The sequence below is a fragment of the Pseudomonas sp. ERMR1:02 genome (assembly GCF_002277815.1).
Classification (GTDB): Bacteria; Pseudomonadota; Gammaproteobacteria; order Pseudomonadales; family Pseudomonadaceae; genus Aquipseudomonas.
In genome coordinates this window covers 35,482-58,492 of sequence record NZ_NKJI01000004.1, presented here as the reverse complement: position 1 = coordinate 58,492, position 23,011 = coordinate 35,482, and the positions used below count along the sequence as shown (strand labels likewise).

The 23,011-nt window shown below is 58.9% G+C and carries 19 protein-coding genes, 1 tRNA gene and 6 pseudogenes; 12 read left to right on the top strand and 14 right to left on the bottom strand.

The window, feature by feature from the left end:
* Positions 1-39 precede the first annotated feature (39 nt).
* The 6 genes from CES87_RS08855 to CES87_RS08830 all read right to left on the bottom strand — a co-directional run bounded on the left by CES87_RS08855 (position 40) and on the right by CES87_RS08830 (position 5,079).
* A complete protein-coding gene (locus CES87_RS08855; protein WP_128605840.1) occupies positions 40-639 on the bottom strand; it encodes a 50S ribosomal protein L25/general stress protein Ctc in 600 nt (199 codons plus the stop codon).
* 141 nt (positions 640-780) lie between these two features.
* Positions 781-1,722, bottom strand: coding sequence for a ribose-phosphate pyrophosphokinase (locus CES87_RS08850; RefSeq protein WP_003171603.1), 942 nt, complete (start codon positions 1,720-1,722; stop codon positions 781-783).
* A gap of 46 nt (positions 1,723-1,768) precedes the next feature.
* A tRNA-Gln gene (locus tag CES87_RS08845) sits at positions 1,769-1,843 on the bottom strand.
* A gap of 36 nt (positions 1,844-1,879) precedes the next feature.
* A complete protein-coding gene (gene ispE / locus CES87_RS08840) occupies positions 1,880-2,731 on the bottom strand; it encodes a 4-(cytidine 5'-diphospho)-2-C-methyl-D-erythritol kinase (RefSeq protein WP_128605839.1) in 852 nt (283 codons plus the stop codon).
* A gap of 1 nt (position 2,732) precedes the next feature.
* Positions 2,733-3,350, bottom strand: coding sequence for a lipoprotein insertase outer membrane protein LolB (lolB, locus tag CES87_RS08835; RefSeq protein ID WP_128605838.1), 618 nt, complete (start codon positions 3,348-3,350; stop codon positions 2,733-2,735).
* 4 nt (positions 3,351-3,354) lie between these two features.
* Entirely contained in the window at positions 3,355-5,079 is a 1,725-nt protein-coding gene (locus CES87_RS08830) for a tetratricopeptide repeat protein (RefSeq protein ID WP_128605837.1), read from the bottom strand.
* 314 nt (positions 5,080-5,393) lie between these two features.
* On the opposite strand from CES87_RS08830, the gene hemA reads away from it, so the two are divergent.
* The 6 genes and pseudogenes from hemA to CES87_RS08800 all read left to right on the top strand — a co-directional run bounded on the left by hemA (position 5,394) and on the right by CES87_RS08800 (position 10,758).
* Positions 5,394-6,680: a glutamyl-tRNA reductase gene (gene hemA / locus CES87_RS08825; RefSeq protein WP_128605836.1), complete on the top strand. Its 1,287-nt coding sequence runs from the start codon at positions 5,394-5,396 to the stop codon at positions 6,678-6,680.
* Positions 6,680-7,762 (top strand): peptide chain release factor 1, encoded by a 1,083-nt coding sequence (gene prfA / locus CES87_RS08820; protein WP_128605835.1) that lies wholly within the window; start codon positions 6,680-6,682, stop codon positions 7,760-7,762. The genes hemA and prfA overlap by 1 nt, the downstream gene beginning before the upstream one ends.
* Positions 7,763-8,592, top strand: a pseudogene (gene prmC / locus CES87_RS08815) (peptide chain release factor N(5)-glutamine methyltransferase).
* Positions 8,586-9,328: pseudogene (locus tag CES87_RS08810) on the top strand (molybdopterin-synthase adenylyltransferase MoeB); the annotation flags it as partial. The pseudogenes prmC and CES87_RS08810, both read left to right, overlap by 7 nt.
* 3 nt (positions 9,329-9,331) lie before the next feature.
* Positions 9,332-10,122, top strand: a pseudogene (gene murI, locus CES87_RS08805) (glutamate racemase).
* 117 nt (positions 10,123-10,239) lie between these two features.
* Complete coding sequence (locus CES87_RS08800; protein WP_128605834.1) at positions 10,240-10,758, top strand: acyloxyacyl hydrolase; 519 nt, start codon at positions 10,240-10,242, stop codon at positions 10,756-10,758.
* Positions 10,759-10,822: 64 nt separating this feature from the next.
* Here the strand turns inward: CES87_RS08800 and CES87_RS08795 are convergent, their stop codons facing one another.
* From CES87_RS08795 to CES87_RS08770, 6 genes and pseudogenes are all read right to left on the bottom strand, one after another.
* Positions 10,823-11,128, bottom strand: a complete 306-nt coding sequence (locus CES87_RS08795) for a YkgJ family cysteine cluster protein (protein WP_128605833.1) — start codon at positions 11,126-11,128, stop codon at positions 10,823-10,825.
* Positions 11,129-11,234: 106 nt separating this feature from the next.
* Positions 11,235-12,014 carry an SDR family oxidoreductase gene (locus tag CES87_RS08790; protein WP_128605832.1) on the bottom strand — a complete coding sequence of 260 codons (780 nt, stop codon included), beginning with the start codon at positions 12,012-12,014 and terminating at the stop codon, positions 11,235-11,237.
* On the bottom strand, positions 12,007-13,452 hold the full coding sequence (gene phrB / locus CES87_RS08785) for a deoxyribodipyrimidine photo-lyase (RefSeq protein WP_128605831.1): 1,446 nt from the start codon (positions 13,450-13,452) through the stop codon (positions 12,007-12,009). Before phrB ends, CES87_RS08790 begins: the two co-directional genes overlap by 8 nt.
* Before the next feature lie 11 nt (positions 13,453-13,463).
* Positions 13,464-14,405, bottom strand: coding sequence for a MerR family transcriptional regulator (locus CES87_RS08780; RefSeq protein WP_128605830.1), 942 nt, complete (start codon positions 14,403-14,405; stop codon positions 13,464-13,466).
* Positions 14,405-15,363 (bottom strand): annotated as a pseudogene (locus CES87_RS08775) (YbgA family protein). The gene CES87_RS08780 and the pseudogene CES87_RS08775 overlap by 1 nt, the downstream one beginning before the upstream one ends.
* A 218-nt stretch (positions 15,364-15,581) precedes the next feature.
* Positions 15,582-16,565 (bottom strand): annotated as a pseudogene (locus tag CES87_RS08770) (NAD(P)/FAD-dependent oxidoreductase).
* Between the two features lie 197 nt (positions 16,566-16,762).
* Between CES87_RS08770 and CES87_RS08765 the strand changes: the two are divergent.
* Together CES87_RS08765 and hemH are read left to right on the top strand one after the other, a co-directional pair.
* The gene (locus CES87_RS08765) at positions 16,763-17,665 is read left to right on the top strand and encodes a TIGR01777 family oxidoreductase (RefSeq protein ID WP_128605829.1); all 903 of its coding nucleotides are present in this window, start codon (positions 16,763-16,765) and stop codon (positions 17,663-17,665) included.
* 13 nt (positions 17,666-17,678) lie between these two features.
* Complete coding sequence (hemH, locus tag CES87_RS08760) at positions 17,679-18,701, top strand: ferrochelatase (protein WP_128605828.1); 1,023 nt, start codon at positions 17,679-17,681, stop codon at positions 18,699-18,701.
* 105 nt (positions 18,702-18,806) lie between these two features.
* Here hemH and CES87_RS08755 read toward each other — a convergent pair.
* Both CES87_RS08755 and upp read right to left on the bottom strand, forming a co-directional pair.
* Positions 18,807-19,993: pseudogene (locus tag CES87_RS08755) on the bottom strand (uracil-xanthine permease family protein).
* Positions 19,994-20,082: 89 nt separating this feature from the next.
* Positions 20,083-20,721, bottom strand: coding sequence for a uracil phosphoribosyltransferase (upp, locus tag CES87_RS08750; protein ID WP_008045998.1), 639 nt, complete (start codon positions 20,719-20,721; stop codon positions 20,083-20,085).
* Between the two features lie 176 nt (positions 20,722-20,897).
* Between upp and CES87_RS08745 the strand changes: the two genes are divergently transcribed.
* The 4 genes from CES87_RS08745 (at position 20,898) to CES87_RS08730 (ending at position 22,908) form a co-directional block, all read left to right on the top strand.
* On the top strand, positions 20,898-21,455 hold the full coding sequence (locus CES87_RS08745) for a hypoxanthine-guanine phosphoribosyltransferase (RefSeq protein WP_056853257.1): 558 nt from the start codon (positions 20,898-20,900) through the stop codon (positions 21,453-21,455).
* A 3-nt stretch (positions 21,456-21,458) separates the two neighbouring features.
* Positions 21,459-21,932, top strand: coding sequence for a WbuC family cupin fold metalloprotein (locus tag CES87_RS08740; protein WP_128605827.1), 474 nt, complete (start codon positions 21,459-21,461; stop codon positions 21,930-21,932).
* Positions 21,933-22,071: 139 nt separating this feature from the next.
* Positions 22,072-22,557: a hypothetical protein gene (locus CES87_RS08735; protein WP_128605826.1), complete on the top strand. Its 486-nt coding sequence runs from the start codon at positions 22,072-22,074 to the stop codon at positions 22,555-22,557.
* A 63-nt stretch (positions 22,558-22,620) separates the two neighbouring features.
* A complete protein-coding gene (locus tag CES87_RS08730; protein ID WP_034149570.1) occupies positions 22,621-22,908 on the top strand; it encodes a PA4642 family protein in 288 nt (95 codons plus the stop codon).
* The last annotated feature ends 103 nt before the right edge of the window (positions 22,909-23,011 follow it).

Here is a 23,011-nt window from a genome sequence, read left to right as displayed (position 1 = left end):
TCCGCGATGTTTCCGGTCACTCCGGCGTGCAGAGTAAAATTACTCTGCAGCGCCTTCTGCAGCTTCTGGAGCAACACGTGGAGCGTGGACGTTGGCAACAGCCTTGTCATCACCGTGTGCCAGAGCAACGAACTCAACACCTTGAGGGGCTTTGAGGTCAGACAGGTGAATGATCGAACCGATCTCGGCGTTAGCCAGGTCAACTTCGATGAATTCAGGCAGGTCTTTTGGCAGGCAGGAAACTTCGATATCAGCAACAACGTGCGAAATCTCGCCGCCTTTCTTCGCGGGTGCTTCTTCGTTGATGAAGTGCACTGGAACGGTAGCGGTCAGTTTCTGGCCAGCTACTACGCGGACGAAGTCAGCGTGCATCACGTGGCCTTTGGCCGGGTGACGTTGCAGAGCTTTGATCACGACGTTTTGCTTGGTGCCGCCAACGTTCAGCTCGATGATGTGGCTGTAAGCCGCTTCGTTTTCGAGAAGTTTGGCAACTTCTTTAGCCAGCATGCTGATGGATTCAGGGGCTTTTTCGCCACCGTAAACTACAGCTGGAACCAGGCTTGCGAGACGACGCAGGCGGCGGCTCGCACCTTTCCCCAGGTCGGAACGCACTTCAGCATTCAGGGTAAAATCGTTCATGTTGTATCTCCAAAATAACCACATTCGCCCCAGCGTTTGCGACCAGCGCTAAAGGCGATATGGGCAAAAAAGCCCCGCCCCGACAGGAATGCCGGGGCGGGGCGCTTTTCGTCAACGAGATGTTCGAGAAGGGCAGGGCCCTTAGCGGAACATCGCGCTGATCGATTCTTCATTGCTGATGCGGCGGACCGCCTCGGCAACTACCGGTGCGATATCCAGTTGGCGGATACGCGCACAGGCTTGTGCAGCAGCGGACAGCGGGATGGTGTTGGTCACCACCAGCTCGTCCAGCACGGAATTTTCGATGTTTTCGATCGCCCGACCCGACAGCACCGGGTGCGTGCAGTAGGCGAAAACCTTGGCAGCGCCATGCTCTTTCAAGGCCTTGGCCGCGTGGCACAGAGTACCGGCGGTATCGACCATGTCATCGACCAGAATACAGGTGCGCCCTTCGACATCACCGATGATATGCATCACTTCAGAGTGATTGGCTTTCTCACGGCGTTTGTCGATGATCCCGAGATCAACGCCCAGGGATTTGGCAACGGCACGTGCACGCACGACGCCACCAATGTCCGGGGACACAATCATCAGGTTTTCGAAGCGCTGATCTTCAATGTCATCCACCAGAACGGGGGAGCCGTAGATGTTATCTACCGGAATATCGAAGAAACCTTGAATCTGGTCAGCATGCAGATCAACCGTGAGAACACGATCGATGCCGACTACGGTAAGCATGTCAGCAACGACTTTCGCGCTGATAGCTACACGTGCGGAACGCGGACGGCGATCCTGACGGGCATAACCAAAGTAAGGAATAACAGCAGTGATACGAGTAGCTGAGGAGCGGCGGAAGGCATCAGCCATCACTACCAGTTCCATCAGGTTGTCGTTGGTCGGAGCGCAAGTCGGCTGAATAATGAAGACATCTTTACCGCGGACGTTTTCATTGATCTCAGCAGTGATTTCGCCGTCGGAGAACTTACCGACAGAAATGTCACCGAGAGGGATATGCAGCTGACGTACGACACGCCGAGCCAGATCGGGGTTAGCGTTCCCCGTAAAGACCATCATCTTGGACACGCGCAGTACCTGAAGGCTGAGGGTAACCTGGATGAGTATAGGAAAATGGCAGGGGCGGCTGGATTCGAACCAACGCATGGCAGGATCAAAACCTGCTGCCTTACCGCTTGGCGACGCCCCTGTATCTGTTGCAACGATTACCCAGTAATCGGTTCCTTTAGAGCAGACTTTGCAGCTTGCGATGCAACATCGAAATGTTGCTTCCTTTTGCTACAAACCCTGTAAGGGTCTCTGTAAGAAGGGCCGAGACTTTATCAGCTTCAGCTTTGCTTGGGAAGCCCCCAAACACACAACTTCCAGTTCCGGTGAGTTTTGCTTCGGTAAAATTACCTAGCAAATTCAAGGCGTTACGTACCTCTGGATAACGTCTTGCTACCACCGGTAAGCAGTCGTTTCGACTGTTTCCCTTGGGAACGGGGCGCACTTTAATGGGCGCAGAGTTACGTGTCAACAACGGATCTGAAAAAATTTCTGCTGTGCTTACAGAGACTTGCGGAACCAGCACGACATACCACGGTTCCTCGGGGTCAACCGGCGTCAGTTTCTCTCCCACACCCTCCGCAAAAGCCGCGTGGCCTCGCACGAAAACCGGGACATCGGCGCCCAGCGTAAGGCCCAGCTTGGCAAGCCGATCTTCGTCCCAGCCCAGTTGCCAGAGATGGTTGAGGCCGAGCAGGGTTGTCGCGGCATTCGAGCTTCCGCCACCGATCCCACCGCCCATGGGCAGGATTTTTTCGATCCAGATATCGATTCCGAGCGAACAGCCGGATTGCTCCTGCAGCTTTTTCGCGGCTTTCACGATCAGATTACTGTCGTGGGGGACGCCTTCGAATTCGGTATGCAGATGAACGACACCGTCGTCTCGCACGGCAAAGGTGATTTCGTCGCCGTAGTCGAGAAACTGAAACAGTGTCTGCAGCTCGTGGTAGCCGTCTTCACGGCGACCGAGAATGTGCAGCATTAAATTGAGTTTGGCCGGAGAAGGCAGGATCAGGCGATTGGCCGGCATGTCATTGCCCCAGTTTGCGCGGTTGCCAGGCCTTGATCACCAGCGTGACATCAAGGTCGGTGCCGTGCAGTTTGATTCGCTCGGGCAGCCAGTAACCGTTTTGCTCGGTATAGGCGGTGTATTCCACCTGCCAGCCGTCCTGTTCGAGGCTCGCCAGGCGACTATTACTGTCCAGGGTCAAACGGCTTTTGCTGTCCGGAGCCGGTAGCCCGCGTACCCACCAGGCCAGATTGGAAACCGGCAGCTTCCAGCCCAACTGCTCTTCAAGCAATACATCCGGAGTTGGCGCTTCGTAACGGCCCTGATTGGCGACTTCCAGGGAAACCTTGCCGGGACGCCCGGTCAGGCGAGCAGCGCCGCGACCCAGCGGGCCGGAAAGACGGATGTCGTAGTAATCCTGACGCTGCAACCAGAACAGAGTGCCGCTGCCCGAATCTTTTGGCGCACGAATGCCGATCTTGCCATCGATCTGCCAGCCATCAAGGTTGGTCAATTGCTGTTTGTGTTCGCGCCATTGAGCGGGGTTGCCGCGCCCCTCGACTGATTCGCGGGCACCGAAGCCCGCGCAACCGGCGAGCAGGGCGATGAAACTGAAAACAATGATGTGGCGCAAAAACATAATCTTAAAGAGTCTCTGATCCGGTCAGGCGCTTGATGGTGCTGCGCAGGGTTGGGCTGTCGGGTTGTGCCTTGAGGAATTTGTCCCAGATTTGTCTGGCTTCGCGCTGCTTGCCATTGGCCCACAGTACTTCCCCCAGGTGCGCGGCGACTTCCTGGTCGGGGAAGCGCTCCAGCGCCTGACGCAGCAGTCGTTCCGCTTCGTCGAGATTGCCCATGCGGAAATTCACCCAGCCGAGGCTGTCGAGTACCGCCGGGTCTTCCGGATTGATCTGGTGCGCCTGTTCGATCAAGGCCTTGGCTTCGGCATAGCGTGTCGTACGGTCAGACAGGGTGTAACCGAGGGCGTTCAGCGCCATTGCGTTGTCCGGGTCGCGCTTGATGATCAATCGCAGGTCTTTTTCCATCTGCGCCAGGTCATTGCGTTTTTCCGCTTGCATGGCCCGGGTGTAAAGCAGGTTCAGATCGTCCGGGTACTGCTGCAGCGCTTGTTGCAGGACATTCCAGGCCTTGTCGCCCTGCTTGTTGGCGGACAGGGTTTCGGCTTCGATCAGGTAAAGCTGAATCGCGTAGTCCGGTTGCTCATCGCGTTGGGCCGCAAGTTTTCTCTGGGCTTCGGCAGTCTTGCCGTTGTTCATCAGGATATCGGCCTGGCGCAATTGTGCCGGCAGGTAGTCGTTACCAGGACCGACCTTGCCGTATTCGATCAGTGCGCCTTGTGGATCGTTGCGCTCTTCGGCGATGCGCCCCAGGTTCAGGTGCGCTGAATCGACGTGGCTTTCGCGGGCGATCAGGTCCTCCAGATAACCCTTGGCCTCATTCCAGGCCTTGGCTTCCAGGCAGACCAGCGCCAGGGAATAACGCAGTTCGTCGTCTTCCGGGTATTGCTGGACCAGGCTGGAGAACTCGGCTTTGGCGTCGTCCATGCGGTCCTGCTCAACCAGCATGCGTGCGTAGGTCAGGCGCAGGCGCTTGTCGTCCGGGTATTTCTTGATGTTTTTTTGCAGCAACGGCAAGGCTTCTTTGCCGCGATCAAGCGATTGCAGCAGGCGCGCGCGCAGCAGGATCGGGGCGATTTCGCCATCGTCTGGCGGGTTGTCTTCCAGAAGGGCCAACGCGCCTCGGGAGTCGCCGTCCTGTTGCATCAGCAACGCCTTACCGAAAATCAGCTGGCCATTGTTCGGATGACGCTGCAGCAAACGGTCGAAACTCTTCATCAAGCCGTTGCGTGTGTCCTGGTCAGTATCGGCCGCGGACAGGGCGAGGAAGTCGAAATGGGTGTCGCCCTTGCCTTGCAGGACTTTTTCCATATAAGCCATGGAGTCGTCATAGCGCCCGGCGCGCGCCAGCTGCACTGCCGCGGCCCGTTGCGCCTCAAGGTCGTTGGGGGCGTTTTTTGCCCAGATCAACGCGGTATCCAGGGCAGCCTGATCGGCGCCCAGGTATTCGGCTATACGGAATGCCCGCTCAGAGATGCCCGGATCCTGGGTATTGATCGCCTGAGTCACATAGTTGTCCAGGGCAATGTCGAAACGATTGCGCTGCCCAGCCAGCTCCGCGCTCAGCAAACTGAAGACGGTATCTTCACTGAACGAGCTGTAAACCTTGGGCTTTTCAGGCGCCGGAGTGCTGTCTTCGGTCGGCGGCGTACCGTCCGACGACACGGGTGCCAAAACCTGGCAGCCGCTGAGGAAGACAAAAGCGAGAAGCAACGCGGAGGATCTATTCATATAGGAAGAGGACGACTAACCTGCGGTCGGATCATCATGACACAAGCCTTCGGTCAAACATAACCGGCCGGCCATTTTCCCACCAGCATCCATTCCTGCCGGACGCCTGACCTGTAACCGTTCGCAAACCTGTGTAGGAGCGAGCTTGCTCGCGATGGTCGTCAACGATGACGAGTGCGGTCTGAATGAACGCGTTGTTCGGTAGTTTTTCGCGAGCTCGCTCGCTCCTACAGGGTCAATAGAGATCGAGTAGTTGTTCTCGTTGTGTCGAAGTAGGACAATTGCCGGCTTCACGTCACCATCAGCGACTTTGAATGGCCTTCCTTGCACTCGGTATTAACCACAAGACTGCTTCAGTAGACGTCCGCGAGCGCGTGGCCTTTACCCCTGAGCAGCTGGTTGAGGCCTTGCAGCAGCTCTGCCGACTCACCGACAGCCGCGAAGCTGCGATCCTCTCCACCTGCAATCGCAGTGAACTCTATATAGAACAGGATCACCTGTCGGCCGATATCGTACTGCGCTGGCTGGCCGATTATCATCATTTGAGCCTTGAAGAGCTGCGCCAAAGTGCCTATGTGCACGAGGATGATGCGGCAGTTCGTCACATGATGCGGGTCGCTTCCGGGCTCGACTCGCTGGTGTTGGGCGAACCGCAGATTCTCGGCCAGATGAAATCGGCCTACGCCGTGGCCCGCGAGGCCGGCACCATCGGTCCGTTGCTCGGGCGGCTTTTCCAAGCCACGTTCAACGCGGCCAAACAAGTGCGCACCGATACTGCAATCGGCGAAAACCCGGTGTCCGTGGCGTTTGCCGCGGTCAGCCTGGCAAAACAGATTTTCAGCGACCTGCAACGCAGCCAGGCCTTGCTGATTGGCGCTGGCGAGACCATTACCCTGGTCGCTCGCCATCTGCATGAACTGGGGGTAAAGCGCATCGTGGTGGCCAACCGCACGCTGGAGCGCGCGAGCACCCTGGCCGAACAGTTCGGCGCACATGCAGTGCTGCTGTCGGACATTCCGGCCGAACTGGTACGTAGCGATATCGTCATCAGTTCGACTGCCAGCCAATTGCCGATCCTCGGCAAGGGCGCCGTGGAAAGTGCCCTGAAACTGCGCAAGCACAAACCGATCTTCATGGTAGATATCGCCGTTCCGCGGGATATCGAACCTGAAGTTGGCGAGTTGGACGACGTTTACCTTTATAGCGTCGACGACCTTCACGAAGTGGTCGCCGAGAACCTCAAGAGTCGTCAGGGCGCCGCACAGGCAGCGGAAGAAATGGTCTCGGTCGGTGCCGAAGACTTCATGGTCCGGCTGCGCGAATTGGCGGCGGTGGATGTGCTCAAGGCCTATCGTCAACAAAGCGAGCGCATGCGCGACGAAGAATTGCAAAAGGCCCAGCGCCTGCTGGCCAACGGCGGTAGCGCCGAGGAGGTGCTGGTGCAGCTGGCCCGTGGCCTGACCAACAAACTGCTGCACGCACCGAGCGTGCAGTTGAAAAAGCTCTCTGCCGAAGGTCGCCTCGATGCGCTGGCGATGGCCCAGGAACTCTTTGCCCTCAATGAGGGCTCATCGGAAAGCTTTTCGGATAAGAAACCGTAATGAAAGCGTCACTGCTCAATAAGCTGGACATCCTCCAGGACCGTTTCGAGGAATTGACCGCCTTGCTTGGCGATGGCGAGGTCATTTCCGATCAGAACAAATTCCGCACCTATTCCAAGGAATATGCGGAAGTCGAGCCAATTGTCGAAGCCTATAAACAGTTGCTCAAAGTGCAGGGCGACCTCGAAGGTGCCCAGGCCCTGCTCAAGGACAGCGATCCGGACATGCGTGAGATGGCCGTGGAAGAAGTCCGCGAAGCCAAGGAACGCCTGATTGAACTGGAAGCCAGTCTGCAACGCATGCTGCTGCCCAAGGATCCGAACGACGGGCGTAACGTGTTCCTCGAAATCCGTGCCGGCACTGGCGGTGACGAGGCGGCGATTTTCTCCGGCGACCTGTTCCGCATGTATTCGCGTTACGCCGAGCGTCGTGGCTGGCGAGTGGAAATCCTCTCGGAAAACGAGGGTGAACACGGTGGCTATAAAGAAGTCATCGCCCGGGTCGAAGGCGACAATGTTTACGGCAAGTTGAAATTCGAATCCGGTGCCCATCGCGTGCAACGGGTTCCGGCGACGGAATCCCAGGGGCGCATCCACACCTCGGCCTGCACCGTGGCCGTATTGCCCGAGCCGGACGAACAGGAAGCGATCGAGATCAACCCGGCGGACCTGCGGGTCGACACCTACCGCTCCTCCGGTGCCGGCGGTCAGCACGTCAACAAGACAGACTCGGCGATCCGCATTACCCACTTGCCGTCCGGTATCGTCGTCGAGTGCCAGGAAGAGCGTTCGCAACACAAGAACCGCGCGCGGGCGATGTCGTGGCTGTCGGCCAAACTCAACGACCAGCAGACCAGCGCCGCCGCGAATGCCATCGCCAGCGAGCGTAAATTGCTGGTGGGTTCCGGTGACCGTTCCGAGCGTATCCGTACGTACAACTTTGCCCAGGGCCGGGTGACTGACCACCGAGTCAACCTGACGCTGTACTCCCTCGACGAGATTCTCGCCGGTGGTGTCGATGCGGTGATCGAGCCGCTACTGGCCGAATACCAGGCCGATCAATTGGCAGCGATAGGTGAGTAAATGACGATCATTGCCAGTTTGTTGCGCGCCGCCGATTTGCCTGACTCGCCCACCGCACGTCTGGACGCCGAATTGTTGCTGGCTGCGGCGTTGGGCAAGTCCCGCAGTTTTTTGCACACCTGGCCGGAGCGCATCGTCCCGAGCGAAGCGGCACTGACCTTCGCCGAATACCTGCAGCGCCGCCGCGGCGGTGAACCGGTGGCTTACATTCTCGGTCAGCAAGGTTTCTGGAAGCTCGATCTGGAAGTGGCACCGCACACGTTGATCCCGCGCCCGGACACCGAGCTGCTGGTAGAAGCCGCACTCGAACTGTTGCCGGCCACGCCAGCAAAAGTACTGGACCTTGGTACCGGCAGCGGCGCCATCGCCCTCGCTTTGGCCAGCGAACGTCCGGCGTGGAAGGTCACTGCCGTGGATCGCGTGCTCGAAGCTGTGGCCCTGGCCGAGCGCAATCGCCAGCGTCTGCACTTGAACAACGCCACGGTGCTCAGCAGTCACTGGTTCAGCGCGCTGGAAGGTCAGCGCTTTGAGCTGATCATCAGCAATCCGCCCTACATCGCAGCGGCTGATCCGCACCTGGTGGAAGGCGATGTGCGCTTCGAACCAGCCAGTGCATTGGTGGCCGGTGTCGATGGCTCGACGATCTGCGGTTGATCGTCGCCCAGGCACCGGATCATCTGGAGGCCGGTGGCTGGCTGATGCTCGAACACGGTTACGATCAAGCCGAGGCGGTGCGCGAGTTGCTGCTGACCCGTGGCTTTGTAGAGGTCCACAGCCGCAAGGATCTTGGCGGTCACCAACGCATCAGTCTGGGACGCCTGCCGTGCTGAATGATCAGGAATTGCTGCGTTACAGTCGGCAGATTCTGCTGGCACACATCGACATCGACGGTCAGTTGCGGCTCAAAGACAGCCGCGTGCTGATCGTCGGCCTGGGTGGCCTTGGTGCGCCAGTGGCGCTGTACCTTGCGGCGGCGGGTATCGGTGAATTGCATCTGGCGGACTTTGACACGGTCGATCTGACCAACCTGCAACGCCAGATCATCCACGACACCGATAGCGTCGGCATGAGCAAAGTCGATTCTGCGATCAAACGCCTGACCGCAATCAATCCCGAGATTCAACTGGTTGCCCATCGCGCGGCGCTGGATGAAGACTCCCTGGCGGCTGTTGTGGCGGGGGTGGATCTGGTCCTCGATTGTTCCGACAATTTTTCCACCCGTGAAGCGGTCAATGCCGCGTGCGTGGCTGCGGGCAAACCTCTGGTCAGTGGCGCGGCGATTCGTCTTGAGGGCAGTTGTCGGTGTTCGACCCGCGCCGCCCGGAGAGTCCGTGCTACCACTGTTTATACGGGCACGGCAGCGAGGCCGAATTGACCTGCAGCGAGGCTGGCGTGGTTGGCCCGCTGGTGGGGCTGGTCGGCAGCCTGCAAGCCCTCGAAGCGCTGAAGTTGTTGGCGGGTTTCGGCGAGCCGCTGGTGGGGCGCCTGTTGTTGATCGATGCGTTGGGCTCGCGCTTCCGTGAGCTGCGAGTCAAACGTGATCCGGGTTGCGGCGTCTGTGGTCGAAGCATGCGTGAAGCGCCGATCGGCGTGTTCGACTCCGGTGTCGGCGGGCTTTCGGTGCTGGCCGAGATCCAGCGTTTATTGCCCAATGAGTCTCTTTTGTACGTCGCCGATTGCGGGAATATTCCCTACGGCGAGAAAACCCCGGAATTTATCCGACAGCGTTGCAGTGTCATGGCCGAGTTTTTTCAGCAGCAGGGCGCCAAGGCTCTGGTGCTGGCCTGCAACACCGCAACCGTCGCCGGCGTTGCGGACCTGCGAGGCGATTACCCCGAGTGGCCCATCGTCGGTATGGAGCCAGCGGTCAAGCCCGCCGCCGCCGCAACCCGCAGCGGCGTAGTCGGCGTGCTGGCGACGACGGGGACATTGCAGAGCGCCAAGTTCGCAGCGTTGCTCGACCGTTTCGCCACCGATGTGCGGGTGATCACCCAGCCTTGCCCGGGGTTGGTGGAGCTGATCGAGAGCGGCGATCTGCACAGTCCCGCCCTGCGTCAGTTGCTTGAAGTCTACGTTCGGCCACTGCTCGGCGAAGGCGTCGACACCATTATTCTCGGCTGCACCCATTACCCTTCCTCAAGCCGCTGCTCAAGCAGATGATCCCCGACCACATCAGCCTGATCGATACTGGCGCGGCGGTCGCACGGCAACTTCAACGGCTGCTGGCCGAGCGTGAGCTGCTCGCCGGAGGGCCTGCCCGCGCTGCCCAGTTCTGGACAAGTGCCGACCCGGATCATTTCAGAAATATCTTGCCGATCTTGTGGAATACCGCTGGTGTTGTGCGAAGCTTCGAAGGGTAAGCAAGTTCGGGGGCAACCAATAAAGGGGTGCACTTCTAATAAGTCGTCGACTTCTATAGCTGTGAGCGTCGCGCAATAAAAAAAACCAAACGAAATCGTTCGCAAAGGGATGTTTCTATGAAGCGACTATTCTGCTTGGCCGCGATTGCGGCTGCACTGATGGGGCACAGTTTTACCGCACAGGCGGCAGGCGTGGAGTTCGGGATCGGCCAGACCAGCGATTCGACTAGGACTTACCGACTGGGCATGCAATTGGATTGGGACAAGAGTTGGTGGCAGACCGACGTCGGTCGTCTGACCGGTTACTGGAGTGGCGCTTACACCTATTGGGAAGGTGACAAGACTTCCAGCGCCAACAGCCTGTCGTTCTCCCCGGTATTCGTTTATGAGTTTTCCGGCCAGAGCGTCAAGCCTTATGTCGAGGCGGGGGTTGGCGTGGCGGTGTTCTCCCATACCAAGCTTGAAAGCAACGATATCGGCGGCGCTTTTCAGTTCGAAGATCGGTTCGGATTTGGTCTGCGCTTTACCGGCGGACATGAAGTTGGCGTTCGTGTAACGCACTACTCCAATTGCGGGATGAGCGACAGCAACGACGGTGTAGAAAGTTACTCGTTGCATTACACGATGCCGTTATAAGCACACAGCGCTATTAAATGTGGGAGCAAGCCCGCTCCCACATTGATCTGGTGGAGATTGCCTTTCAGCGATACGCGGTCAAAATCCCCTGGCGCTCATCAATGCATTCCGGCGCGCCCATCTCGAACTCCCGGCAGATCAGCGGGCGTTTTTCATAGATGGTGCACATCATCGTGTCGCGATCCAGTGCGGCACACCAGCCATCATCCAGGCGCAGCATGACTTCCCCGCCCCAATCATCGGTATCGATATACCGCTCGGGCACGCCAGTGTCGGTGATCAGCATCACTTCGAGCTGGCAGCAGCAGGCTGCACAGGTCGAGCACGTGACGGCCGACTCGACAATTTGCAGGTGGGGAATGGTTTTCATGGCGCGCAGTGTAAGGCAGTCAGTCTGTGGTGTGTAAAAGCTCTGACGGACGCCCAGCCGCAGGTACGTGGCTTGAGTCGGCCTTCATGAATGGCAATGCCCACGGCTAGTCCTTGATCGGCGGGCTGCTGCGTACCATTCGTTTTCCGATCGCCAGTTCCACGCGGTCGGGCAATTTCGACATCGGCCACAGGGCGGCCATGAACATTCCCGGGAACGCGATCTCCAGCGGTCGGTTTTTGAGTTTTTCGAAGATGTGGCGTGCGGCTTTAGCTGCGGGCCAACTGAGGGGCATTGGGAAATCGTTTTTTTCTGTCAGTGTGACGTCGGCAGCTCCAGGACTGATAACAGTGACTTCGATCCCTTGCGACGCCACTTCGATGCGCATGGACTCGAACAAGTAGCGCAAGCCAGCTCTCGAAGTGCCATAGGCTTCTGTCCGGGGTAGCGGCAGGTAAGTCACTGAGCTGGCCATGCCGACCAGGTGCGGCGCGGTTCCGGCACGCAGCAGCGGTAGCGCAGCTTCCACACAGTAGCTGCTGGCAAGCAGATTGGTGCGTACCACGTGTTCGACAATCGAGGCATCGAACTGTTTGGCATCCACGTACTCGCAGGTGCCGGCATTGAGAATCACCGTGTCCAGTGAGCCCCAGTCTTCGGCAATCTGTTCGCCAATTTCACGTACGGTCTGACTGTTGGTCAGGTCGCCAGCCAGCACCAGTACTTGGCCGGGATAACGCTGGGACAACGCTTTCAAGGGCGCCAGCGAACGTGAACTGACGGCCAGGTGGGCGCCGGTTTTCAGTATTTCTTCGGCCAATGAGGCGCCAATGCCACTGCTTGCTCCTGTGAGCCAGTATCGTCGTGAAGGCGTAAGACTATTCATTGTCGCCTCTGGCGCTTTGCCGTTGTGGCAGGTTCTTGAACGCGGCAAGAGCCCGTGCACGGGATGCGTGCAGGTCGACAATCGGGGGCGGATAATCCGCGACACCGAACAATCCACCGAGATTCGCCGGGTTGTGCACTTCTTTTTTGTTCAGTCCCGTCAATTCCGGTAGCCAGTGCTTGATGAACACGCCTTCGGCGTCGAATTTTTCCGATTGGCTCAGCGGGTTGAAAATCCGGAACCAGGGCGCCGAGTCGGTGCCGGTGGATGAACTCCATTGCCAGCCGCCATTATTCGCTGCCAGGTCGCCATCGATCAGGTGACGCATGAAAAAACGTTCGCCTTCGCGCCAGTCGATCAACAGGTTTTTGGTCAGGAACATCGCCACTACCATGCGCAAGCGGTTGTGCATCCAGCCGGTTTCCAGCAGTTGGCGCATGGCCGCGTCGATGATCGGCACGCCGGTGCGGGCCTGCTGCCAGGCCGCGAGTTCTGACGGCGCGTCTCGCCAGGCCAGGGCCTCGGTTTCCGGACGGAAAGCACGGTGGCGGGAGACCCTTGGGTAGCCCACCAGAATATGTTTGTAGAATTCGCGCCATAGCAGTTCATTGATCCAGGTAACGGCCCCGACCTTGCCGCTTTCGAATTCCCCCTGATTGCTTTGCAGCGCGGCGTGCAGGCATTGGCGTGGGGAAATCACCCCGGCAGCGAGATAGGCCGACAGTTGGCTGGTCCCAGGCTTCGCCGGGAAGTCCCGTTCGCTTTGGTAATAGTCGATCTGCGCGTCGGTAAAGGTGTCGAGGCGACGCCGCGCTTCGACTTCACCGGCTGGCCAGAGTGCGCGCAAGCGGTCCGTGGGTGGGGCGAATCCCTTGATTTGGGTCGGGATCTGGTTGCTGGCGATGTCCAGCGGAGTTTGCGCCATCGGTGCGCTGACCAGGCCAGGCAACGATCGGTGCAGGCGTTCATAACAGACTTTGCGGAACTGGCTGAAGACCTGGAAGTACGTGCCGGTCTTGGTCAGCACGCTTCCAGGCTTGAACAGCAACTGATCGAGGTAGCTGCGAACGGCAATGCCTTCGGCTTGTAGCGACTCAACCACGGCGGCATCACGGCGACTTTCATGAACACCGTATTCTTCGTTGAAATGCACGGCGTCGATCTTCAACTGCCGGCACAGTTCGAGCAGTACCTTGGGTGCCGCCTCCCAGCGCGCAGCCTCGCGAATCAGCAGAGGAATGTTCAGCTCGCCCAGCGCCTGACTCAACTCATTCAGATTGCGTAACCAGAAGTCCACTTTGCACGGCGCATCATCGTGTTCCAGCCATTGCTCCGGGCTCAGCAGATACACCGCCACGCACGGGCCAACTCCCGCGGCGGCCGAGAGGGCGGTGTTGTCGAATACGCGCAAGTCGCTGCGCAGCCAGATTAATTGCATGGTGGTATCCATTAAATTAGCCCGCGCTGAACGAGCGCCTGATGTGCCAGCAACGGGTCTTCAGCCAGGTACAAGTCAGTGATGACGAGCGTTCTTTCGGACAATTCAGTGTGGTGGATGCGCACCGTTGGTCCGACGATTATTTTTGGGCAGCTGACGCCATTCAAAAGTTTCGTCAGCTGCGAAAGGTTTATGGCATTGCTGGAATACAGCAGTACGCCCCGGGGTTGCAGATAATCGACTGCCAGCGCCAGTTCGCCGGCGGGCAGCGGCCAGTCGAACACCTCCACCGGGCAATCCGCGCTGCTGATCAGCCACGCGGTAAGCCACAGGTGAGGCTCCAGTGGCAGGTCCGAGTGGTTGATCAACAGCAGTGGCGTGGTGTTTAGCTGACGGTTGTTATGGTAGATGCGCGCGCCGAATTTGCTGCGTAGCCAGGAATAAAAAAACACGCGCTCCATCTGTGCGCCGAACTGGCTCTGCCAGCGTTGTTCCAGTTCTGCCAGCAATGGCATCAGCAGGTGTTGGCACAAGATTCGCGGTGGGTACAGCGCCATGGCCTGATTGACGGTGTCGTCCAGCGTACGCTCGGTAAGTCGCGTGACCGCACGCAGCAATGTCTGGCGCAACAGTTGCCAATCGTTTTCCACGGATTCGTCAAAGGCCTGCGGGGTGTCAAGCAAATGCTTGACCTGGCTGACGGCAACGCCGCGATTGAGCCAGGTCAGGATCGTCAAGATGCGTTGTACATGCTCGGCAGAGAACAGCCGATGTCCCTTGGGCGTGCGTTGCGGCACGATCAAGCCATAGCGCCGTTCCCAGGCGCGCAACGTGATGGCGTTGACGCCGGTCTGTCGGGCCACTTCACGTATCGGCAGCCAGCCTTCGTCGAGGGCTTTCTTGAAGTCCGATCCCTGGCCATCGCTGGCGCTGTTATCGAGTGAGGCTTTCATCAGATGGCGTTTCGCAAACTGAGATTTTCCGGGTGCGGTTGCAGGTAAACCTGCTGCGCAATGTATGGATCCGGGTGTTGGCGAAAGTGATGCTTGAGCAGCGTCAGCGGCACCACCAGTGGCACGATGCCGTGGCGATACTGGCCGATGACGTGCTGCACTTCCTGTTTGTCCTCGGCGCTGATCGCCCTTTTGAGATAGCCACTGAGGTGCTGCAAGACATTGGTGTGAGTGCGGCGCGTGGCGCATTTTTTCAGGGCAGCCATCAGTTCGCTGAAGTAGCGCGGGCCGAGTTCCTGTGGATCGCTGTGGCCCATGTTGCCCAGCAGGTTACCCAGGGTTTTGTATTGCACCGGGTTGTGGGCCATCAGCAGGTACTTGTAGCGCGAATGAAAGTTCGTGAGGCCGCGCCGGCTTAGGCCTTCTTGTAGCAGTTGCTGCCAGGCGCTGTAGGCGAATACGCGAGTGAGGAAGTTTTCTCGCAACACCGGGTCGTTGAGCCGGCCGTCCTCTTCCACCGGCAAGTCAGGATGCAGCGCGCAGAACGCCTGGGCATAGATGCCTTGGCCGCCGCCGTCCAGCGGTGCGCCGTTGGCGTGGTAGACCTTGACCCGTTCCAGGCCGCATGACGGGACTTCTGCATGAAGATGTAGCCACAGATATCGTTCAGCTCCGTCGCCATTTGTTGACCGTACCTGGCCAGTTGGCGGGTGACGTTGAGCTGGCGATCAACCGTTCCGACGGCTTCGGGCTGATCCGGATTACCCACTAGCCGGATCGGCTCGCGAGGGATGCCAAGGCCGATGGCGACTTCCGGGCAGATCGGCACGAAATCGAAGTAATCGGTGAGGATGCGGTTGCACAGTCGTGATGCCTTGTGTCCGCCGTTGTAGCGCACCTCGGCACCCATCAGGCAGGCGCTGATGGCGATTTTCGGTTTGGCGGCGGACAGGAGCATCGGAGCACCTCGGAATCGAAAAAAACTGTACAGATTAAAAATCTGTACAACTTAAGTCATCATAGATTCAAAGGTGTACAAGTCAAATTTTTTGTACAGGTTTTACAAATGCCCCGTAGGAGCGAGCTTGCTCGCGATAAACCTGAGATGCCGAGGGGTCTCAGGCTTAACGCGTTATCGTTGGCAACCTTCGCGAGCAAGCTCGCTCCTACAGCAGTTCACTGCAAGTGCTCATGCAGGCGGCGGGCGGCTTCCTGACCGCTGAGCCAGGCACCTTCGACGCGCCCCGACAGGCACCAGTCGCCACACGCATACAGGCCCAGATCGGCATCGGCCAGAGTGCCCCATTCATGGCTGCTGGCGGGCGGGCATAGAGCCAACGATGGGCCAGGCTGAAGGTTGGCGGGGGCATGGCACTGTGCAGCAGCTCGGCGAAGGCACCGTGCAACTGTTCGATCACCGCTTCTTTTGGCAGGTCGATGTGCTGACGGGTCCAGGCGCTGGTCGCATGCAGTACCCAAGTGTCGAGCGTGTTGTCGCGCCCGGGTTTGCTGCGGTTGCGCGCCAGCCAGTCGAGTGGGCTGTCTTGCACGAAACAACCTTCCATGGGGGTATCCAGTGGGCTTCGAACGCCAGTGCGACAGCCCAGGTAGGGTCCATTTTCACCCCGGCGGCGGCACCGGCGAGCTTCGGCGCAGAAGCCAGCAACGCGGTAGCTTGCGGGGCCGGCGTGGCGATCACCACGTGACTGAACGGACCGTGGGTAAAGCCTTCAGCGTCCTGCAGGTGCCAGTGTTCTTCACCGCGATAGACCTCGGTGATCCGGCAGGCGAAATGCACTTCGAGGCCACCGAGTAAGGCGCGGGTGATGGCGCTCATGCGTGGCGTGCCGACCCAGCGCGTCTGTTCGTCTGGGGACAGATTGAGCTGGCCGCCATAGTAGGTGTACAGCTGTGGCGTCCATTCGGCGACCCAACCGTTGGCTTGCCAGCGCTGGACTTCAGTGACGAAGCGGCGGTCGCGGGCAGTGAAATATTGCGCGCCCATGTCCAGTGCGCCAGCATCGCTGCGCTTGCTCGACATGCGTCCGCCACTGCCGCGGCTTTATCGAAAAGTTGCACGACATGCCCTGCGTCTGTCAGGGCTTGTGCGGCTGAGAGACCGGCGATGCCGGTGCCGACGATTGCGATAGGTACAGTCATAAGGGCCTCGTTTACCTTTCTGTACAGACTACGCCGGGGTTGAAACCTGTACAATATTGTTGTTTGGTATAACTTTCAGCGTTCTCGTTCTGACAGCTTGGCCTATTGTTAAACACAGAGCCTGCCCGATATCAAAGATCCCTTGCTTATAAAAATAGACTAGTGATCAGGGTAAAACGCCACGCGAGGAAGAAGTCATGCACATATTGCTGACCGGCGGTACTGGTTTGATAGGACGTCAGCTCTGTCGACTCTGGTTGAGTCAGGGTCATCACCTGACGGTCTGGAGTCGCACGCCTGAAAAAGTTGCCAAAATCTGTGGTGCTCAGGTGCGTGGGATCGCTCGACTGGAGGACGTGGGGCAGGAGCCAGTGGATGCCATCGTCAATCTTGCCGGTGCACCAATCGCCGACCGCCCGTGGACTCACAAGCGCAAAGCATTGTTGTGGAGCAGCCGCATCGCACTGACTGAAACCCTGTTGGCCTGGCTCGAAAGTCGTGAGCAGAAACCGCAGGTCTTGATTTCCGGCTCCGCGGTCGGATGGTACGGGGATGGCGGCGAGCGTGAACTCACCGAGGACTCGCCACCGGTCAACGAAGATTTCGCCAGCCAGTTGTGTATCGCCTGGGAAGAAACGGCGCTGCGCGCCGAAGCGTTGGGAATTCGTGTGATCCTCATCCGCACCGGGTTGGTGTTGTCTGCCGAGGGCGGCTTTTTGTCGCGGCTGTTACTGCCGTTCAAGCTGGGGCTGGGCGGGCCGATCGGCAATGGTCGGCAATGGATGCCGTGGATCCATATCAACGATCAAATCGCCCTGATTGATTTTCTTCTGCAGCGCAATGAAGCCAGCGGTCCATATAATGCCAGCGCACCGAAGCCGGTGCGCAATTGCGAGTTTGCCAAAACCCTGGGCAGCGTGCTGCACCGCCCGGCGTTCATGCCGATGCCGGCCTTTGCGTTGAAGGTCGGTCTGGGCGAGTTGTCGTTGTTGTTGCTGGGTGGCCAGCGGGCCATGCCGGCGCGCTTGCTCAAAGCGGGTTTCACTTTCCAGTTCACCGATTTGCGCGCGGCCCTGGACGATCTGTCCAGCCGCCTCTGAAATAGGACGTTGCATGACCGATCACGCGTTGCTACTGGTCAACCTGGGCTCACCTGCCTCCACTTCGGTGGCGGATGTGCGCAGCTACCTCAATCAGTTTCTGATGGACCCGTACGTGATTGACCTGCCTTGGCCGGTGCGACGTCTATTGGTGTCGTTGATCCTGATCAAGCGTCCCGAGCAGTCGGCCCATGCCTATGCCTCGATCTGGTGGGAGGAGGGCTCGCCACTGGTGGTGCTCAGTCGGCGCCTGCAACAGGCCATGACTGCCCAATGGCATCACGGGCCGGTCGAACTGGCGATGCGTTACGGCGAACCGTCGATTGAAACGGCACTGCTGCGCCTGACAGCCCAGGGCCACAAGCGGATCACCCTGGCGCCGCTCTATCCACAATTCGCCGATAGCACCACGACAACGGTGATCGAGGAAGCCAAGCGTGTGCTGCGCGAGAAGAAGCTCGACGTTCAACTGTCGGTGCTCCAGCCGTTCTACGATCAGCCGGAATACCTCAATGCCCTGGTGGCCACGGCCAAGCCTTATCTGCAGCAGGATTATGATCACCTGTTGCTGAGCTTCCACGGATTGCCGGAGCGACACCTGAAGAAACTCAACCCTGGCCACAGCTTCGAAGGTGGCGGTGATTGCTGTGCCGGCGCGCCGCCGGAAGTGGTTGCCACCTGTTATCGCGGCCAATGCCTGCGCACCGCAAAGGAGTTTGCCAAGCGCATGGGCTTGCCGGACAGCAAGTGGTCGGTGTCGTTCCAGTCGCGTCTGGGCCGTGCGAAATGGATCGAACCCTACACCGAAGCGCGCCTCGATGAACTGGCCAAAAGTGGCGTGAAGAAAGTGCTAGTGATGTGCCCGGCATTCGTCGCCGATTGCATCGAGACGCTGGAGGAAATCGGTGATCGCGGACTGGAGCAGTTCCGCGAAGCGGGAGGGGAGGAGTTGGTGCTGGTGCCGTGCCTGAATGATGATCCGCAGTGGGCGAAGGCGTTGAATGCTTTGTGTGAACGAGCGCCCTTGGCCCTCTAAAAGCTTCGCCGGCAAGCCGGCTCCTACAAGTTTGCGTGGTAACACAGACCTGTAGGAGCCGGCTTGCCGGCGAAGGCGTCTTCAGCAGCAATAAAAATCTATGGCTTAGATCAGCGGCTCATCCCGTTTCTTGTGCTTCCAGCTGTCATTGCCCGGCAGGATCAGGTTCAGCGCAATCGCCACCACCGCGCACAGCGCGATGCCTTTGAGGCCAAAGTCATCCGGGCCGGTGCCGGTGCCGACCAGTACGCCGCCAATGCCGAACACCAGGGTCACCGAAACGATCACCAGATTGCGCGCTTCACCCAGATCGATCTTGTGGCGAATCAGCGTGTTCATGCCTACCGCCGCGATCGAACCGAACAACAGGCAAAGAATCCCGCCCATCACCGGCACCGGAATGCTTTGCAACAGCGCGCCGAATTTGCCGATGAACGCCAGGCTGATGGCGAAGATCGCCGCCCAGGTCATGATTTTCGGGTTGTAGTTCTTGGTCAGCATCACCGCACCGGTCACTTCGGCGTAGGTGGTGTTGGGCGGACCGCCGAACAGGCCGGCTGCGGTGGTGGCAATGCCATCGCCCAGCAACGTGCGATGCAGGCCGGTTTCTTCAGATAATCGCGACCGGTCACGCTACCCACGGCAATCACGCCACCGATGTGTTCGATGGCCGGGGCCAGGGCGACCGGAACGATGAACAGAATCGCCTGCCAGTTGAATTCTGGCGCGGTGAAGTGAGGAATGGCGAACCACGGTGCAGCGGCAATCTTCGCCGTATCGACCACACCGAAGTAAAACGCCATGGCAAAACCCACCAGCACGCCGGAGATGATGGGTACAAGGCGGAAAATACCCTTGCCGAACACCGCGACGATCAGGGTGGTCAGCAACGCTGGCATCGAGATCAGCATCGCCGTCTGGTAATGAATCAGCTCGGTACCATCGCCAGCCTTGCCCATCGCCATGTTGGCGGCAATCGGCGCCATGGCCAGGCCGATGGAGATGATCACCGGACCAATCACCACGGGGGGCAGCAGGCGGTCGATGAAACCGGTGCCTTTGATCTTCACGGCAAGGCCGAGGAAGGTGTAGACGAAACCGGCTGCCATCACACCGCCCATGGTCGCGGCCAGGCCGAACTGGCCCTTGGCGAGAATGATCGGGGTGATGAAAGCAAAGCTCGACGCCAGGAACACCGGCACCTGACGCCCGGTGACGATCTGGAACAAAATCGTCCCCAAGCCAGCGGTAAACAGCGCCACGTTCGGGTCAAGACCGGTAATCAACGGCATCAACACCAGGGCGCCGAAGGCCACGAACAGCATCTGTGCGCCAGACAGCACCGTGCGCCAGAGCGGATCGTTGAACTCATCCTGCATGGTCACGCGTCCTTCTGCTTGGTGCCGAAGATCTTGTCACCGGCATCGCCCAGGCCCGGGATGATGTAACCGTGTTCGTTGAGCTTTTGATCGATCGAAGCGGTGTAGATGGTCACGTCCGGGTGAGCTTTCTCGACCACGGCGATGCCTTCCGGCGCGGCGACCAGCACCATGGCGCGGATATCCTTGCAGCCGGCTTTCTTCAACAGGTCGATGGTGGCGACCATCGAACCGCCGGTGGCGAGCATCGGGTCGATGATCATCGCCAGGCGCTCGTCGATTTCCGGCACCAGTTTCTCGAGGTAAGTGTGGGCTTCGAGGGTTTCCTCGTTGCGGGCCACGCCCACGGCACTGACTTTGGCACCCGGGATCAGGCTCAGCACGCCTTCGAGCATGCCGATACCGGCGCGCAGGATTGGCACCACAGTAATCTTCTTGCCGGCGATTTTCTCGACCGAGACGGTGCCGCACCATCCCTCGATATCGTAGCTTTCCAGCGGCAGGTCTTTGGTGGCTTCATAGGTCAGCAGGGCGCCGACTTCCTGAGCGAGCTCACGGAAATTCTTGGTGCTGATGTCTGCGCGGCGCATAAGGCCAAGTTTGTGGCGGATCAGCGGATGGCGGATCTCGAGGATGGGCATGGGAAAGGCTCCGGCGGCGGGCAAAAAAACCGGCCTAGATTAATCTATCCGAGGGTGTTGTCCTATAGACATAGAGTACGTTAGTCCACAAACGCTTGATCTGGCCTCACTTGATGCGTACCTTTGCCCGCTTTTCCGAAACTGTCCCTCCCCCTCAAGCCCCCTTGGAGAGCGCCATGTCCGCTGATCTCGAGCATATCCGTCAAATCATGCGAGAGGCTGACTGCCTGTACACCGAAGCTGAAGTCGAGGCGGCTATCGCCCGCGTCGGTGCACACATCAACGAAGAACTGGCGGACAGCAACCCGGTGGTGTTTTGTGTGATGAACGGTGGCCTGATTTTCGCCGGCAAGCTGCTCACCCACCTGCAATTCCCGCTGGAAGCGTCCTACCTGCACGCCACGCGCTATCGCAACGAAACGAGCGGCGGCGAGCTGTTCTGGAAAGCCAAGCCGGAAGTGTCGTTCATCGACCGTGACGTGCTGATCATCGACGACATCCTTGATGAAGGTCACACCCTGGGCGCGATCATCGACTTCTGCAAACACGCCGGCGCGCGCAAAGTGCACACTGCCGTGCTGATTGACAAGGATCACGACCGCAAGGCGCGCCCGGACCTGAAAGCCGATTTCGTCGGATTGCCGTGCATCGACCGTTACATCTTCGGTTACGGCATGGACTACAAAGGCTACTGGCGCAACGCCAACGGGATTTTTGCTGTTAAAGGAATGTAAAACATGACTACGCCTCGCTTTCTTGATCAGACCCTGTTCACCGAGTTGGCCGAGAAAGCGGCGGCTAATCCTCGTGGGCGTCAACACCACAACTTCCACCAGATGGAAGAGGCGTGCCATCGCATGGCGGTGGGTTTGCAGCCTTCAACGTATATCCCGCCTCACCGACACCTGGGCGACAACAAGGCAGAAACCTTGTTGGTGCTCAAGGGCCGGCTTGGCGTATTGATCTTCGATGAGTCCGGCACTGTGGTGCGCAAGCAAGTTCTGCAGGCCTGCGGCGATTGCATCGGTGTGGATTTGCCGGGCGGTGTGTTCCATGGCCTCGTGGTGCTGGAAGCTGACAGTCTGATGTTCGAATGCAAGGCGGGTCCGTATCGGCCTGTCGGTGAAGGCGAACTCGCACATTGGGCTCCCCGCGAAGGCGAGCCCGGTGTTGCCGAGTATCAAGCGTGGATGCGCTCGCAGTTCGATTGAAGCGGATCACCTGTAGGAGCGAGGCTTGCCCGCGAAGACGGTGTTTCTGACGCACCGCGTCGTCTTTTTCGCCAGCAAGCCGGCTCCTACAAGTACCTGATGGCTGCTAAAGTGCCCGGCCCCGATTCCGGAGCCTGTCATGAGCCTGTTGATCCGCAGCTGCGCCGCCCTGTTGCTGACCCTTAGCCTACCCCTGGCCGCCGCCCCGGCGCCGATGCACGCACAGTTCCTGCCCCCGGATGACCTGACACTGCGTGACGCGGAGCCCGAGCAGCAGCAGCTGTTGCAGGTCACTGAGTACTCGGTGGTGGTCGGCAGTCAGCGTCAGTCCAACCAGCAGCCGATCCCGGTCACTTCGCCATTGTCGATTCGCCTCAAAGGCAAGTCCCTGAACAAGGGCGCGACCATCAGTCAGGTGCTGGTCAACTTTGATGGCGAAAGCAAAAGCATGAAAAAACCTGTTTACGACGACCAGGACAAAACCCTGACGCTTTATTACCCCTTGGCTCAGTACCGGGTGGTGATCGATTTGTTGCGCAATGACACGGTGTATTGCCAGTTCCTGAGTTACGCCAACGGTCATGTCTGGGCCGATCTGCACACCGGCAGCGTTCGTCCGCGTTGAGTGCCGGGCCCGGGCAGGGGTAAACTGCCTGCCCCGTGAAATGTCTGCGAGCTGGAGTCGGCAATGCGTAAAGATAAGAAACAAGTGATTGGTGACGAAATCGGCGATGAGCAGATCAAGTTGTTCCTCGATTTCGAACCGGTCGACGCCACTTCGCCTTCGTTGCACAAACTGATCAAGGCCTACCGTGGCTTGCGTATCGACGACTTCGAACGTTTTCTGACCTTCTTCGTCGAGGCCGGTTTCGATGTGAACGGCAAGGATGAGCACGGCAATGACTTCGTTGCTCTGATCAAGGATCAGCGCAACGCACCGGAATACATCGAGCTGATCGAAAAGGCTCGCGGTTAACACACAGCGGTTGTTGGTCCGACTTGTTTTGTGTTCGTGCCGGCCCCTTCGCGAGCAAGCCCGCTCCCACATTGGATCGCGGTCTAATGTGGGAGCGGGCTTG